Genomic DNA, 15013 nt, shown 5'->3' with positions numbered 1-15013 from the left:
TTTTTAGCGAGCTTGTGGTTGGTGGAAATGAGCAGCAAATCTTTACGAAGTTGGGCTAATTGATAAAATGAATTTGAAACAATAAGAATTCGGTGGGCACACCTTACAGTGCAGCTTGTTTGATGACAAGATAGAGATATGGGAATATTAGCTATTTTCCATAATTGAGGTGGCACCGCGATTTTCGCCCTCACACAGAATACCTGTGTGAGGTTTTTTGTTGCTTATTATAAAAAACAAGGAGAACTGCCTATGTTTAAACGATGGCGTCCCTAGGGATTAAACAGAAAAAATATAAAACATAGAAATGGAGAAAGAACATGAAAAATAAACGATTAATAACTATCTTAGGCCTTCTGGCCATTTTGGCAATCGGTGGGATTGTCTATTCCAGCTTGAACAGCAAAGGCAACACTACTAAGACTAGTAGTGACAGTCAGACAGTCAAGGTAGGCGTGCTGCAGTATGTCAGCCACCCTTCGCTGGATTTGATTTACAAGGGGATTCAGGATGGTTTGGCTGAGGAAGGCTATAAGGGAGACAAGATTAAGATTGACTTTATGAATGCTGAGGGAGATCAGAGTAAGGTCTCTACTATGAGCAAACAGCTGGTTTCCAATGACAATGATGTGCTGATTGGGATTGCAACTCCGTCTGCCCAAGGACTGGCTGCAGCTACTAAGGACAAGCCTATTGTCATGGGAGCTATCACAGATCCAGTCGGAGCAAACCTAGTGAAAAATCTGGACAAGCCAGGGGGCAATATCACGGGTGTCTCTGACCGTAATCCAGCTAAGCAACAACTAGAGCTGATTAAAAAATTGACTCCAGATGTAAAAACTATCGGTGCGCTCTACTCTAGCAGCGAAGACAACTCCAAAGCTCAGGTGGAAGAGTTCAAAAAATTGGCTGAAGAGGCAGGCTACAAGGTAGAGGAATACTCTGTTCCTTCGACCAATGAAATTGCTTCAACCATGAATGTCATGACTGGCAAGGTTGACGCTATCTGGATTCCAATTGACAATACCATTGCGTCAGCTTTTGCGACAGTTGTATCCAGCAATAAAGAAACTAAGAAACCAATTTATCCAAGTGCGACAGCCATGGTTGAAGAAGGAGGCCTTGCCTCTGTCGTTGTAGACCAGTATGACCTAGGTGTTGCGACTGGTAAAATGGCAGCTAAAGTCCTGAAAGGTGCTAAACCTGCTGACACTGCAGTAGATATTTTCGATACAGGTAAATCTGTTATCAATACAAAAAATGCCAAAGAACTTGGCATTACTGTACCAGAAGATGTTCTGAAAGAAGCAGGACAAGTGATTAAATAGAAAGAAAGGGAGTCTGTTGTTTCACAGGCTTCTTTTTCTCAATAGTCTCTTCTTGTAAAACCTTTCTCGCAGTTGTATAATAGAATTGGCTCAAGTGAATGAGAAGAGCAAATGAAATGCAGTTTGCTCTAGTAGATTTTACGAAAAGATAGAAGCGGAAAGGGAGTTAGTCAAGAAAGAATGGAAGAAGATATTCAAAAAAACCGCTATATGGGATCGGTCAAGGTTGGTCCCAAGGGGCAGATTGTTATTCCCAAAGAAGTGAGAGATATGTTTGAAATTCAACCTGGAGATGCTCTGGTCCTCTTTGCAGATGCCCAGCAAGGCATTGCCATCCAGCGTTACGAGCTCTATGAAGATCTATTTAATCAGACTTTCAATGGAGACAAAAATTCAAAAAGTGATTTATAAAATAGAAATCTGCTCACGCAGATTTTTTCTTTTGCTTTTATTTGCTACTACTAATGAATGGGTGTATAATAAGTATAATAAGTTATACAAATCATACCAAACTCTTTCGAGATTGAGTTTAAATAGCTTAGTTTTTAGCTAAGTGAGTAAGTTGTGACTAGCTTTAGATGTCAAAGTCATATCTTTAAATTACATTTCGTTTTTTAGTTCCTCATATCTGATGAAAGGAGATGTCCTTATGTATGCAGTTGAGATGCAGGATTTGACCAAGCAATACGGCTCAAAGACGGTTGTTGATGGTTTGAATCTAAAAATTGAAGAGGGTGAATTTTTTGCCATGCTGGGCTCTAATGGTGCGGGGAAGACAACAACGATTAAGATGCTGTCCTGTCTAGTTGAGCCGACAGCAGGAGATGCCCTAATGCTAGGCTATAGCATTCGCAAGGAGGAAGATGCTGTCAAGGAAATGATTAATGTTTCGCCTCAGGAAACAGCTGTTGCTCCCAAGCTGACAGTCAAGGAAAATCTGGAGATGATTGCTCGTTTATATGGATTCTCTAAGGAAGAAGCGGCGCAAAAGACAGAGCATCTGATGGAGACATTTGACCTGATGGATAGACAGGATGAACGAGCCAAGTCCCTGTCAGGTGGCTGGCAGCGCAAGCTCAGTATTGCAATGGCTCTAATCAGTCAGCCCAAGATTTTGTTTCTGGACGAACCGACCTTGGGGCTGGATGTACGGGCTAGAAGGGAGTTATGGAAGAATATTGAGCAACTAAAGGGAAAAGTTACAGTGATTCTGACCACCCATTATCTAGAAGAAGCCGAGGCTTTGGCCGACCGACTTTGCATTATGGATAAGGGAGTGGTGCAGATCTTGGGAACAGCCGAGGAAATTATCCAAGCTTCCGGTAAGAAGGATTTTGAAGAGGCCTTTTTGTCCTATACGGAAGGAGGGGAATGAGCATGAGAGCCTTCATTTTTGCTAAGCGAAATTTCAAAGAAATCATGCGTGATTATGTCAGCAGTCTGATGGGAATTGGTTTTCCTGTCTTTCTGATTATCGCCCTGTCCCTTATGAAACAGAGCCTCAAAGGTATGCCAGCTATATTTTCCATTGAAAATTTTGCCCCAAGTATGATGGTGTTTGGTGCTTCCTGGCTAACTATTTTTGTTGGTAGTTTAATGGCCACGGATCGCAATAGCTCTTTTCTCATGCGGCTGCTATCTACACCGCTTAGAAGTGTGGATTATATCTTAGGGTATTCGATTCCAGTTCTGCCTCTGGCTCTTTTACAGGGCATAGCTAGTTTTGCAACTGCAATGATTTTTGGCTTATCCTTAAATCTGGGAACTTTTTACGCCCTCTTGGTTTTGATTCCAGTAGCTCTGCTCTTTATTTCGTTGGGCTTGCTTTTAGGCTCAGCCTTCTCTAGCAGTAATGCAGTCAGTGGTTTTGGAACTATTCTTGTCAATGCCACAGTTTTTCTCAGTGGAGCAGTGCTTCCGATTGAGATGATAGGAGGTGGTTTTGAAGCATTTTGCAATGCTTTGCCATTTGCCCATGCAGCCAAGGCTGTTCAGTTGGCATTGGCTCAAGATTTGAGTTCACTTTTGCCTCATCTGTTTTGGGTTTTGCTTTATGCTTTCCTATTCTTTATCCCTTCTGTCTGGATTTTCAAAAAGAGGATGAAAGGGTAGAGGTTTAGTTCAATCTAGAATTCAGCTGGATTAGCTTGCGAAATATTTAGAAATCTGTTAGAATGAAATATAACTAAATAGCAATCCGCAAGACCAGTAACCTAGGGGAAGTTTAACAGGGAGGGGAGCCATCGACTGAAAGCTCTCTAGATGAAAGCTAGGCGAATTCACTTGCTCTAGGATTGATAAGTAAGGTCTGGCTTGCCAGATAAAAAACGGATGGTACCGCGTGTCAACGCTCCGCTTATGGAGATTGGCGCGCTTTTTATTTTGGAGGGAAAATGACGAAAACGATTGAAGAACAACTAAAAAGCCTGCGTGAAGAGACTCTATCTTCTCTCAAGCAGCTCAAGGCGGAGAATCAAAAGGAACTGCAGGACTTGCGTGTAGCTGTCTTGGGTAAGAAAGGTTCGCTGACTGAAGTCCTGAAAGGGATGAAGGATATTTCAGCTGAAATGCGGCCGATTATCGGGAAGCACGTCAATGAAGCGCGTGATATTCTGACAGCAGCCTTTGAAAAGACTGCTCAAGAGATGGAAGAGCAATTAGTAGCTCTGAAACTGGCTGAGGAATCCTTGGATGTGACCTTGCCTGGCCGTCAGATTCCGGTTGGGAACCGTCATATTCTTAGCCAAACTAGTGAAGAAATTGAAGATATCTTCATCGGGATGGGCTATCAGGTCGTGGATGGCTTTGAAGTGGAAAAGGACTATTACAACTTTGAGCGGATGAATCTGCCTAAGGACCACCCAGCACGAGATATGCAGGACACTTTCTACATTACAGAGGAGATCCTGCTCAGAACTCACACCAGTCCAGTACAGGCGCGAGCTATGGATGCTCATGACTTTTCTAAAGGGCCACTCAAGATGATCTCACCAGGGCGTGTCTTCCGTCGGGATACTGATGATGCCACCCATTCGCACCAATTTCATCAGATTGAAGGTTTGGTGGTTGGAGAAAATATTTCCATGGCCAACCTGCAAGGAACGCTGCAGCTGATTGTACAGAAGATGTTCGGCGAAGATCGCAGTATCCGTCTGCGTCCGTCTTACTTCCCGTTCACTGAACCATCTGTTGAAGTGGATGTTTCCTGCTTCAAGTGTGGCGGTGCCGGCTGTAATGTCTGTAAGAAGACAGGCTGGATTGAGATTATGGGAGCTGGTATGGTGCATCCGCGCGTGCTGGAAATGAGCGGTATTGATGCAGAGAAATACTCTGGATTTGCCTTTGGTCTTGGTCAAGAGCGGGTAGCTATGCTTCGCTACGGTATCAACGACATTCGTGGCTTCTACCAAGGAGATATTCGTTTTTCTCAGCAGTTTAAGTAGAAACCTGTATTCATAGATGCAGCTTTTCTGAGAAAGGAGTGCAGTATGCTAGTCAGAGTCAAAAAAGAAGAAGCGAGCCTCCTGCGGGAGTTGGAGGTCGCGACCTATCAAGAAACCTTTGGTCCTTTTATCAAGGAAGCTGATATGGATCATTATTTTGACAATGAGCTATCACTTACGACCATCGAAAAGGAGCTGGAAGACACTGAGTCAGAGACCTATTTCGTTGTCAAAGACAGCGAAATTGCTGGTTTTCTCAAGTTTAATTGGGGACATGCGCAAACGGAGCAAGAACTGCCACAGGCCTTTGAGGTTCAGCGAATCTATGTCTTAAAAGCCTATCATGGTCAAGGCCTGGGCAAGGAGATGTTTGAATTTGCCTTAGAAGAAGCCGAGAAACGAGGCTTTGAATGGGGCTGGCTGGGCGTCTGGGAAAAGAATTTTAGAGCTCAGGATTTTTACTTTAAATACGGCTTTGAAAAATTCAGCCAGCACGACTATATCACTGGCGAGACAGTAGATACCGACTGGCTGCTGCGAAAGAAATTGAAATAAACAAGAAAATTTAAAGAGAGGAAATGATACGACCTAAAAGCTTTAAATTTAGATGATTTGTCTGAAATCGGGCTTTCAGACAAAACCCTAAAATTTGGTCGGTCAAGTTCCTCAGCGATAGAATAGAGAAAGGAATTGAACCCGGGCTAAAAACTCGGAAAAAAGATAGATTTGCGATCATTCGTCGAATGCTTAGCCAATCTCCTATTTTTCAGTCGTTTTTGGCGCCCTTGGTATCTTAAATATGCTAGTAAGTTATAAGTGGTTAAAAGAGTTAGTAGACATTGATGTGGCGAGCGCTGAGCTGGCTGAGAAAATGTCAACGACAGGAATTGAAGTGGAAGGTGTGACATCACCAGCTGATGGCCTGTCAAAAATTGTTGTTGGTGAGGTAGTATCTTGTGAGGATGTTCCTGATACCCACCTGCATGTTTGTCAAGTCAATGTCGGAGAAGAGGAGAACCGTCAGATTGTCTGTGGTGCTCCAAATGTTCGCGCAGGCATCAAGGTCATGGTGGCTCTGCCGGGTGCTCGCATTGCGGACAATTATAAGATTAAAAAAGGGAAAATCCGGGGCTTGGAGTCACTGGGTATGATCTGCTCTCTGGGTGAGCTGGGCATTTCTGATTCTGTCGTGCCAAAGGAATTTGCGGATGGCATTCAAATCCTGCCTGAAGAAGCAGTGCCAGGTGAGGAAGTCTTCTCTTATCTGGACTTGGACGATGAGATTATCGAACTTTCCATCACACCAAACCGAGCTGATGCTCTGTCTATGCGTGGGGTGGCTCATGAAGTGGCTGCCATCTATGACAAGTCAGTACAGTTCAAGGATTTCCCGTTGGTGGAAAATGAAAAGCAGGCAGCTGACAGCCTTTCAGTAGCCCTTGAAACAGAGAAAGCCCCTTACTACGCGGCTCGTATCTTGGAAAATGTTACCATCGCCCCAAGTCCTCAGTGGCTGCAAAATCTCCTCATGAACGAAGGAATCCGTCCGATTAACAATGTAGTGGACGTGACCAACTACATCCTGCTCTACTTTGGTCAGCCTATGCATGCTTTTGATTTGGATACTTTTGAGGGGGACCAGATTGTCGTGCGGGAAGCGCGTGCTGGTGAAAAACTGGTGACGCTTGACGGCGAAGAGCGGGAGCTGGAAGTCAGCGACCTAGTCATTACTGTGGCGGATAAGCCAGTGGCTTTGGCTGGTGTCATGGGCGGAGCAGCGACTGAAATTTCCGGTAAGTCCACTCGTGTTGTTCTGGAGGCGGCTGTTTTTGATGGAAAATCAATCCGCAAGACTAGCGGGAGACTTAACTTGCGCTCGGAATCATCTTCCCGCTTTGAAAAAGGCATCAATGTAGCAACTGTCAATGAAGCTTTGGACGCAGCAGCAAGTATGATTGCGGACTTGGCAGGTGCAACTGTTCAGGCTGGTATCGTATCCGCTGGTAGCTTAGACACTAGTGATGTAGAAGTGGTGTCTAGTCTCGCGGATGTCAACCGTGTGCTGGGAACAGACTTGCTCTATACAGATATTGTGGATGTCTTCCGCAGACTTGGATTTGGCTTGTCAGGAAATGCTGAACAGTTCACTGTCAGTGTACCTCACCGTCGCTGGGATATTGCAATCGAAGCGGATCTCTATGAAGAAATTGCCCGCATTTACGGCTATGATAAGTTGCCAGCTAGCCTGCCAAAAGATGACGGGACTGCTGGTGAATTGACTGCAACGCAGCAACTGCGCCGTCAAGTGCGGACCTTAGCAGAGGGAGCTGGACTGACAGAAATCATTACCTATGCTTTGACGACACCAGAAAAGGCGGTTGAGTTCACTTTCAATCCTAGCAACTTGACTGAGCTTATGTGGCCAATGACAGTGGAGCGCTCTGTTCTTCGCCAGAACATGGTTTCTGGCATTTTGGACTCCCTAGCCTACAATGTGGCTCGTAAGAATAAGAATCTAGCTCTCTATGAGATTGGAAAAATCTTTGAGCAGACTGGCAATCCTAAGGAAGAACTGCCAAATGAAATCAATAGCTTTGCCTTTGCTTTGACAGGTCTGGTTAATGAAAAAGACTTCCAGACCAAGCCAGTAGCAGTTGATTTCTTCTATGCTAAGGGTGTAGTGGAAGCACTCTTTGCTAAGTTGGGCTTGACAGCTGAATACGCGGCTAGCAGCCAGATTAAGAGTTTGCATCCTGGTCGGACTGCTTTAATCTCTATCAATGGCCAGCCTGTCGGCTTTGTCGGTCAAGTCCATCCTGCGACAGCCAAGGCTTACGATATTCCTGAAACTTATGTGGCTGAACTCAACTTGTCTGCTATTGAAGAGCAGCTTCAGCCAGCCCAGCCATTTACAGAAATCACTAAATTCCCAGCTGTCAGCCGTGATGTGGCCCTTTTGCTCAAGGCAGAAATCACTCACCAAGAGGTCCTTGATGCAATCCAAGCAGCTGGTGTTAAGCGCTTGACAGATATTAAGCTCTTTGATATCTTCTCTGGGGACAAGCTGGGTGTCGGCCTCAAATCCATGGCCTACAGCCTGACTTTCCAAAATCCAGAAGCCAGCCTGACTGACGAGGAAGTGTCTAAATACATGGAAAAAATCGAAAAATCCCTGACCGAAAAACTCGGAGCAGAGGTACGTTAATGAACGATTCCCCAGTCATGTGATTGGGGATTTTGATTAATACTCTTCGAAAACCTATTCAAATCATAGTTGATTTGCAGTTTCGCTTTGCTTCCTATTATGGCAAGCTTATTGCTAGATGCCAACAAAGATGTAGACGAAACGAGAAGTATTCGAAATTGAAAATCAGTAGGAAAAGTAATCATGAATAATCTAAACCAAATCTCCCAATGTCAGACTCTTTGGGCTAGAAATAAATATCTGGTTCTCAGTCATTCCAGTAAGATCTATCTGGAAATCCGCCAATATCTAAAAAGTGACTCGGTGGAAGCGGTACATGTTCAAGACTTGATTGATCAGGCGATAGCCCTGCCCGAAAATCGCGGTCAGGTCTGCAATGCCTTTCAGCATGTTTGGGGCTATTTTAAGAAAAAAGCCAGTACAACTGAAAAAGAAGATTTTATGCATCTTTTGCTTCGTTACCAATCCGGTCAGGCTGAGCAGAAAGACTTGGTAAGAGCTGTAAGGGACTTGCTAGTCAAGTATCCCAATCCTTATCTGCAAAAATCGACTTTGTTATTTGGTGATGAGGCATGAAGTTCTGAAATCAAGGGGGAAGAATAAGCTTGCTCGCCTAGTAGCTTTGAGGGGTGTAGATGATAAGAATAATTTGTTAGGCTCATAAACAATATTATTTTGACTAGTTTCGATAAAGAATCCACCTTGAGCAAAACGTGTCTTTAAGGTATGATTGGAGAAAAAATGTTTTTTACTTATCAGGGAAATAAATTATATTATAAAGTGATTGGTCAAGGAAAGCCAGTTTTGGCAATTCATGGTTTGGGCTGTTCATCAGAATTGATGGAAGGATGTTTGGAACCTATTTTTGAGAAACATGCTAACTATAAAAGGATTTATTTAGATTTGCCTGGCATGGGTAGGTCTGATGGCGCTCCTACTTTTGCAAGTGCGGATGCGATTTTAGAGATGCTCTTGAACTTTATAGAGACTGTAATCGGCGGACACAGCTTTCTCTTAGCTGGAGAGTCTTATGGCGGCTATCTTGCTCGAGGAATTTTGGCTAAGAAAAAGTCGGAGATTGATGGTTTGCTGCTTATTTGTCCAGTAGTTGTACCCAATCCGAAAGAAAGAATTTTGCCTAAAGATACTCTGGTAATTAGAGAGGTTGAGTTTGATATAGCAGGCAAAAACGAAGATTTCGTTGATTTGGCGATTTTACAGACTAAAGAAACTTATCAACGGTTTGAAAAAGAAATCCTAGCAGGGCTTCAGATGATGAATGCTCCCTTTGTCCAAAAACTGCAAGAAAACTATTCTTTTTCGTTTGAAGTGGATCAAGAGATACAGGAAGAGGGCTATGACGAGCCCAGCCTTTTTATAGCAGGAAAGCAGGACCAAGTCGTGGGCTTCCAGCAGTTAGCCCAGCTGTCTCACTATTATCCAAGGGCAACCTATGCTGTGATGGATCTTGCTGGCCACAATGCACAGATAGATCAAGAGGCTCTCTTTACGGCCTTGGTTGAAAATTGGCTCAAGCGAATTGAACTTTCCTGATACTAAAAGATTTAATATGTTGAACAGATGCAGATGAAACTGGAGTTCATCAAAGAAATCTAATTCAGCCCAAAATTGATTTTAAAAACATAGAAAAAAGCGGTGTGACCGCTTTTTTTGCTTATTATCCCCAGAATTTTTGGGCGATTTCTTGGCCTTGTTTGATTTTGGTCCATTGTTGCTCAATGGTGAGTTCGTTTCCAGAGTCACAAGAGGCGAAGCCGCATTGGTGGGAGAGCAGGAGACGCTCTTTCGGTAGAACGGTTGCTGCTTTCTCGAGCAGGTCTAGGACGCGTTTTTCGTCATCCAAGCCTGTCGTCTTACTGGAAAGCAGTCCTAAAACAACTTCCGCATCCTTGTCTTTCAAAGCTGCTAGGGCTGATACATCACCAGCTACATCGCTGTCCCACTCTAGGAAGTAGCGATCATAGTGTTGGTCGCGCAGGAATTTTTCTGCGATAGCTTCGTAGGTACCCTCAGCAGCAGAGCGGCTTTCGTAGTTGCCACGGCAGTTGTGGGTCCAGACAGTCAGTCCTAGCTCATGGGCGTAGTCTACGACTTCATTATTAATAGCGACAAACTCGTCTGCCAAGTCAGCCAGACTGGCATTGCCCTCTGTATAGAAGCTAGCAGGATTGGACTCGTCAAAGAGTTCCCAGAGACAGTCGTCAAACTGGATAATCTGTCCGCCAGCAGCCTTATAGTCGTCCAAAAATTCCTTATAAGCTTTAATCAAGCCTTTTTTCAAGTCTTCATTGGTCTCATAAACTTGTCCTGGTCCCGCCAAGCGGTCAAAGACAGCTAGCTCAGTATAAGCATGGGCAGGCCCCCAGACAGTCAGCTTGGTATCTTTACCAGCAGCCTCTTCCTTGACTAGCTTATAAATCTCGATAAAGTGATGATTTTTTCCAGAGAGTGGCGCTGTGATGCGGATACCAATATCCTTACGGGTCTCGTATTGCCCGCCGTCGTGGTCCTTGAAGGTATAGCCGTGGTCAGCAATGTAACGCTCAATTCCCTTAAGTCCCCAGACAAAGTCCAGATGCCACATAGACTTGGAGTATTCTCCATCCGTCAGGATGTCAATACCCTTAGCCTTTTGCTCAGCGATAATCTCCTTGATGTCAGCTGTCTCCGTCTCATGGTAGCCTGGGAAGCTTTCGTAGAAGGGGTATTGAATATCATCGCGGTGCTCAATTTCTGTCTTATACTGGCGCAGATTTTCTGGGCGCAGAAGAGATCCAACCAGTTGAAATTTTGATTTTGTCATAAGATTTCTCACTTTCATTACCTATTACTATCTATTGTATCGAAAATTTCTCGGCAAATAAAATAGTTAATTCTGCTGGTAGGGTATATCCGAAAACTATTGCTAGCGCTTCCTAAAATTTGTCTTTCAAGATCAAAGTATCTTCTCCATCACTGTTTCCTGAGCCTGAAGCGCTAATCGCTCATAGAAACGCAGGGCTCCGACATTGTCGTTCCAAACATTGAGAGTCAGATTATAGCAGCCGATTTCCCGAGCATAGTCTTCCGCAAAGCGGTAAAGCTGCTCGCCAACCTTTTGCCCTCTGGCTTTCTCATCTACACATAAATCCTCGATAAAAAGTGTCTTGATGGGATTGAGTACAGGACTGACAGGTTCCTTGATGGAGCAGAAGAGGTGACCGAGGATTTCTCCGGATTCACTTTCAAAGACGAAAATAGGGGTGGACTCTTGTCCTAGAATCTTCTCTAATTCTTCATTGCTAAACTTGCTGCCCTTGGCCTTGAAAATGTCCGGCCGAGCTTGATGGTGGACAAGCAGGACTTGCTGAAGGAGTCCTTGTAATGTAGGAATATCACTGACTTGGGCTTTTCTGATTGACATAATTTTCTCCTTTTATCTTTTATAGAAATATTATACGACTGGGAACTATTTTGTCAAGAGAACTCGGGAAGACTTAGAGAACAAGCAGCGTCTGAATAGCAAAGTTCAGTCAGAGTGATTCATTTCCTTTAGATATATTTTCCTTATAATAAAAACTGCTTTTTCTTGACAAATGAAACAGACAAGTGTAGAATATAACTATAAACTACAAATGTAGAAAAAAGGAGAAAGCGATATGACTATTACAAAAAAAGCCTTTATCGGAATTCTATCTCTGACAGCAGCAGTCCTATTGGCTGCTTGCTCAGGCAATACCAACCAAGGAGGGAATACTAGTTCATCACAGAATACTCAAGGCCAAACATCACAATCTGCACAAAATCAGCCTTCGTCATCATCAAATGCAGGGCAGGCTACAAGTCTAGATGGGCGCTACCAAGCAACCGACCATGATGGTGACCAGCATGTCCTAGAAATCAATGGTACGACTGGTACTTGGACTGAGACCGAGGTAGATGGCAGTAAGGAAATCAAGCAGGTACAAGTTGATGCTGCTAACCAAAGACTGATTGTCGGTGATGATGCTAAAAGCTATCGTCAAAATGGCAATCAGCTGATTGTGGACGAATTGGATAATGATCCAGACACTCTGACCTTTACCAAGCAGTAAAGCGCTTTTCATTCTGCTCAGGACAACAGGATGAGCAGTAAGGAAATCAAACTAGAGGCTGGGACAAAAGTCCTAGCCTCTCAATTGTCTTTGGATTGTCGAGCAAGACGCAGTGGTTGAGTGGGCTCTACTACGCTGATTTCATCAGCTTTTACAGCCCTACTCAACTGTGCGGAGGTGGGACGACGAAATCGAATTCTAACGAATTACCGATTTCTGTCCCACTCTCTTTTTTATAAGAATTTTATATTAAATGATGTCAAAAATTTGACTTGAAGGGTGCTCTAAGTTGTATAATAGTTACTATAAAGATATCAAAGGAGAAGAAACGATGAAATTGGCAGTTTATACAAAAGCAGGTCAAGTTGGACTGACTGAGATTGATCGTCCGCAAATCATTGAGGCAGATGATGCTATTATCCGCATTGTCCGTACTTGCGTTTGCGGATCGGACCTCTGGAGTTATCGTAATCCAGATATTGAATCCGGCCATCAAAATAGTGGGCACGAAGCAATTGGAATTGTCGAAGAAATCGGGGATGCAGTAACGACTGTTAAACCTGGTGACTTCGTTATTGCACCTTTCACTCATGGATGCGGGCAATGTGATGCCTGCCGTGCAGGATTTGACGGTACCTGTGATTCTCATATTGGGAATAACTGGTCAGACGGGGTGCAAGCAGAATATATGCGCTTCGAATTTGCTAATTGGGCTCTTATCAAAATTCCGGGTCAGCCTTCTAATTATACAGAAGGTATGCTCAAATCACTCTTGACACTGGCAGATGTCATGCCGACGGGTTACCATGCCGCGCGTGTGGCAGACGTCAAGCCTGGTGATAAGGTAGTCGTGATTGGTGACGGAGCTGTTGGACAATGCGCTGTGATTGCTGCTAAAATGCGTGGTGCTTCCCAAATCGTTCTCATGAGTCGTCACGAAGATCGACAAAAAATGGCCTTGGAATCCGGTGCAACAGCTGTTGTGGCAGAACGTGGCGAAGAAGGAATTGCCAAGGTCCGTGAAATCCTTGGTGGCGGTGCAGATGCAGCTCTGGAATGTGTTGGAACAGAAGCTGCTGTTGATCAAGCTCTAGGAGTCCTTCACAACGGCGGCCGCTTAGGCTTTGTCGGTGTGCCTCACTATAATAACCGAGCTCTCGGTTCTACCTTTGCTCAAAATATTACAGTGGCAGGCGGTGCGGCCTCTGTCACAACTTACGACAAGCAAATCTTGCTCAAGGCAGTTCTTGATGGTGATATTAATCCAGGCAAGGTCTTTACTTCAAGCTACAAACTGGAAGATATTGATCAAGCTTATAAAGATATGGATGAACGCAAGACCATTAAGTCCATGATTGTCTTTGATTAGGTAAAGAAGAAAACAGCCTTGCTACCGTCTCTTTAAGATTGCAGTAGGCTGTTTTTGCATGGCTTGATAGGTATTTTTTAGGAAAGGAAATTCATTCTTTATGCTCTTTGCACCAAGTTATCCATCTTGACCATTCGGCAGCCAGGTGGAGCTGATGTTCTTTGATAAGGCTGTCTGGACAAAGGCTGGGGAATTCAACACAGAATCGGGCTTCTAGGCCTTTTTCCGTGTCGCGAAACTGATGGCGAATACCACCGATATTGCAACCATCCGCTAGACTCGCGGCACCGACAGTTTGGAAGGGGTAAGACGCATCACGAGGCTCCTCTATCTCAGCTTCACCACCAAGGTCAAGAAAAAACTGTGTCGGTAGCGGGCTATTTCCTGCAGTCTCAATGACTTCAAGTTTGTCCCCGTACGGCTGCAAGGCATAATGATCCGGACAGGCACCAAGATTGACTCGTTTATGAACATTTGTCTTTTCTAACATCAACTTTTCTAGCATTATACTGAAAGAAGCAGCAGTCAGTCCACTTGCAAAAATCGTGATGATTGCTTTTTTTCTAGGTTTCTTGGACCATTTGGCTGCCCATTTCATTAAATATTGGCTCCATTTGAGTTTGGTTCCGATGTGCTGGATTAGCTCTTCGTATGTCAGCTTCATTTTTGCTTCCAGTAGGGCTTGGTCTAAAATCTCCGTGTTGTCAGTATTGGGCAGCTGTAGATTAAGTATCTTAGCTGCTTTATGGATTCTCTTCTTCCGCCATTGCTCAATTCTTTCTTGACCGACTTCCTTTTGATTGATCATAATCTTCATCTTTTAATCCTCTTGTTCTTGTCTTCTGCTTATATTTATTATATAGTGGGAGCTGGATGGCATACAAGCATCAATTTTAGAGAGACTGTTGCATTTTGAGGTGAATGACATGTATGAGAAAAAAAGAAGAAAGACAGAAAAGCAGATAGAGGATAGCTTGCTGCAGCTGATGAAAGAGCAGACTTTTGAGACTATCAGTATTCGTCAGCTGATTGATTTGGCAGAGGTGAATCGCAGTACTTTTTATCGGCATTATCTGGATAAATATGATCTGCTGGAGAAGATAGAAGACCGCTTGCTAGATGATTTGCAGGCCTATTATCAAGAGGCTCTAGAATCTGCCTGCTTGTTCAAGTTAGAAAAGGATTTTAAAGTGGAGGACTATATCCATGAGAAACAAAATCTTTTTCATTTTTTTGAGCCTTACTTGGAAGACTTAGACATTCTTTTAGGGCCGAATGGCAGTCCAACTAGTTCGCAGCGGTTGCAGGAAGCTTTGAGGGAGATTTTCTGGCAGAGTATTTCCTTGGCTGATCCACATTTAGAGGAGGTTGAGGTGGACTTGCTCCTGAATCATCAAGCCGCATCCTTCATGGGAACTCTGACTTACTGGCTGGCTCATCCTTGCTATAAGGCTCAGCAAATGAGTGATTTTCATGCTAGGGTGACCGCTGTCGGTCTGGCAGGCTTTGTCAGAGAGCATATGGAGGGGGATTGACAGGATAGTTTTTCCAGCTTGCTTCTTTATGGTATAATA

Annotated in this window: 15 protein-coding genes and 1 other annotated feature (1 of these 16 cut by a window edge); of the genes, 12 read left to right on the top strand and 3 right to left on the bottom strand. The window is 44.0% G+C overall.

The features are described 5' to 3' along the window. Positions 1–195 (top strand) — a binding site (T-box leader) (it extends 39 nt beyond the left edge of the window). A 125-nt stretch (positions 196–320) separates the two neighbouring features. The 9 genes from trpX (at position 321) to J1C91_RS07115 (ending at position 9530) form a co-directional block, all read left to right on the top strand. Beyond that, positions 321–1328: a tryptophan ABC transporter substrate-binding protein gene (trpX, locus tag J1C91_RS07155; RefSeq protein WP_002910017.1), complete on the top strand. Its 1008-nt coding sequence runs from the start codon at positions 321–323 to the stop codon at positions 1326–1328. A 180-nt stretch (positions 1329–1508) separates the two neighbouring features. Continuing rightward, positions 1509–1739 carry an AbrB/MazE/SpoVT family DNA-binding domain-containing protein gene (locus J1C91_RS07150; protein WP_002910015.1) on the top strand — a complete coding sequence of 77 codons (231 nt, stop codon included), beginning with the start codon at positions 1509–1511 and terminating at the stop codon, positions 1737–1739. Between the two features lie 220 nt (positions 1740–1959). Beyond that, on the top strand, positions 1960–2703 hold the full coding sequence (locus tag J1C91_RS07145; RefSeq protein WP_002910014.1) for an ABC transporter ATP-binding protein: 744 nt from the start codon (positions 1960–1962) through the stop codon (positions 2701–2703). 2 nt (positions 2704–2705) lie between these two features. Then, the gene (locus tag J1C91_RS07140; RefSeq protein WP_032912482.1) at positions 2706–3440 is read left to right on the top strand and encodes an ABC transporter permease; all 735 of its coding nucleotides are present in this window, start codon (positions 2706–2708) and stop codon (positions 3438–3440) included. Positions 3441–3721: 281 nt separating this feature from the next. Further along, positions 3722–4771: a phenylalanine--tRNA ligase subunit alpha gene (gene pheS, locus J1C91_RS07135; protein ID WP_125439008.1), complete on the top strand. Its 1050-nt coding sequence runs from the start codon at positions 3722–3724 to the stop codon at positions 4769–4771. A gap of 45 nt (positions 4772–4816) precedes the next feature. Then, positions 4817–5326, top strand: a complete 510-nt coding sequence (locus J1C91_RS07130) for a GNAT family N-acetyltransferase (RefSeq protein ID WP_125439006.1) — start codon at positions 4817–4819, stop codon at positions 5324–5326. Positions 5327–5570: 244 nt separating this feature from the next. Next, positions 5571–7976: a phenylalanine--tRNA ligase subunit beta gene (gene pheT, locus J1C91_RS07125; protein ID WP_002910010.1), complete on the top strand. Its 2406-nt coding sequence runs from the start codon at positions 5571–5573 to the stop codon at positions 7974–7976. A 183-nt stretch (positions 7977–8159) separates the two neighbouring features. After that, entirely contained in the window at positions 8160–8552 is a 393-nt protein-coding gene (locus J1C91_RS07120; RefSeq protein ID WP_002910007.1) for a YbgA family protein, read from the top strand. Positions 8553–8702: 150 nt separating this feature from the next. Beyond that, positions 8703–9530: an alpha/beta fold hydrolase gene (locus J1C91_RS07115; protein ID WP_002910005.1), complete on the top strand. Its 828-nt coding sequence runs from the start codon at positions 8703–8705 to the stop codon at positions 9528–9530. Between the two features lie 124 nt (positions 9531–9654). Here the strand turns inward: J1C91_RS07115 and J1C91_RS07110 are convergent, their stop codons facing one another. Together J1C91_RS07110 and J1C91_RS07105 are read right to left on the bottom strand one after the other, a co-directional pair. Continuing rightward, complete coding sequence (locus J1C91_RS07110; protein ID WP_032912481.1) at positions 9655–10800, bottom strand: cobalamin-independent methionine synthase II family protein; 1146 nt, start codon at positions 10798–10800, stop codon at positions 9655–9657. Positions 10801–10932: 132 nt separating this feature from the next. Next, positions 10933–11400 (bottom strand): GNAT family N-acetyltransferase, encoded by a 468-nt coding sequence (locus J1C91_RS07105; RefSeq protein ID WP_002910002.1) that lies wholly within the window; start codon positions 11398–11400, stop codon positions 10933–10935. A 235-nt stretch (positions 11401–11635) separates the two neighbouring features. On the opposite strand from J1C91_RS07105, the gene J1C91_RS07100 reads away from it, so the two are divergent. After that, entirely contained in the window at positions 11636–12070 is a 435-nt protein-coding gene (locus J1C91_RS07100) for an SP_0198 family lipoprotein (protein WP_002910000.1), read from the top strand. Positions 12071–12401: 331 nt separating this feature from the next. Further along, entirely contained in the window at positions 12402–13439 is a 1038-nt protein-coding gene (locus J1C91_RS07095; protein WP_125439004.1) for a zinc-binding dehydrogenase, read from the top strand. Positions 13440–13530: 91 nt separating this feature from the next. On the opposite strand, the gene J1C91_RS07090 is transcribed toward J1C91_RS07095, so the two are convergent. After that, positions 13531–14256: a hypothetical protein gene (locus J1C91_RS07090; RefSeq protein ID WP_002909997.1), complete on the bottom strand. Its 726-nt coding sequence runs from the start codon at positions 14254–14256 to the stop codon at positions 13531–13533. Positions 14257–14365: 109 nt separating this feature from the next. Between J1C91_RS07090 and J1C91_RS07085 the strand changes: the two genes are divergently transcribed. After that, positions 14366–14974, top strand: coding sequence for a TetR/AcrR family transcriptional regulator (locus J1C91_RS07085; RefSeq protein ID WP_002909996.1), 609 nt, complete (start codon positions 14366–14368; stop codon positions 14972–14974). Positions 14975–15013: the final 39 nt, after the last annotated feature.

The sequence above is a fragment of the Streptococcus sanguinis genome (assembly GCF_050222175.1).
GTDB classification, from domain to species: Bacteria; Bacillota; Bacilli; order Lactobacillales; family Streptococcaceae; genus Streptococcus; species Streptococcus sanguinis_M.
This window is presented reverse-complemented; position numbering and strand designations above follow the sequence as displayed.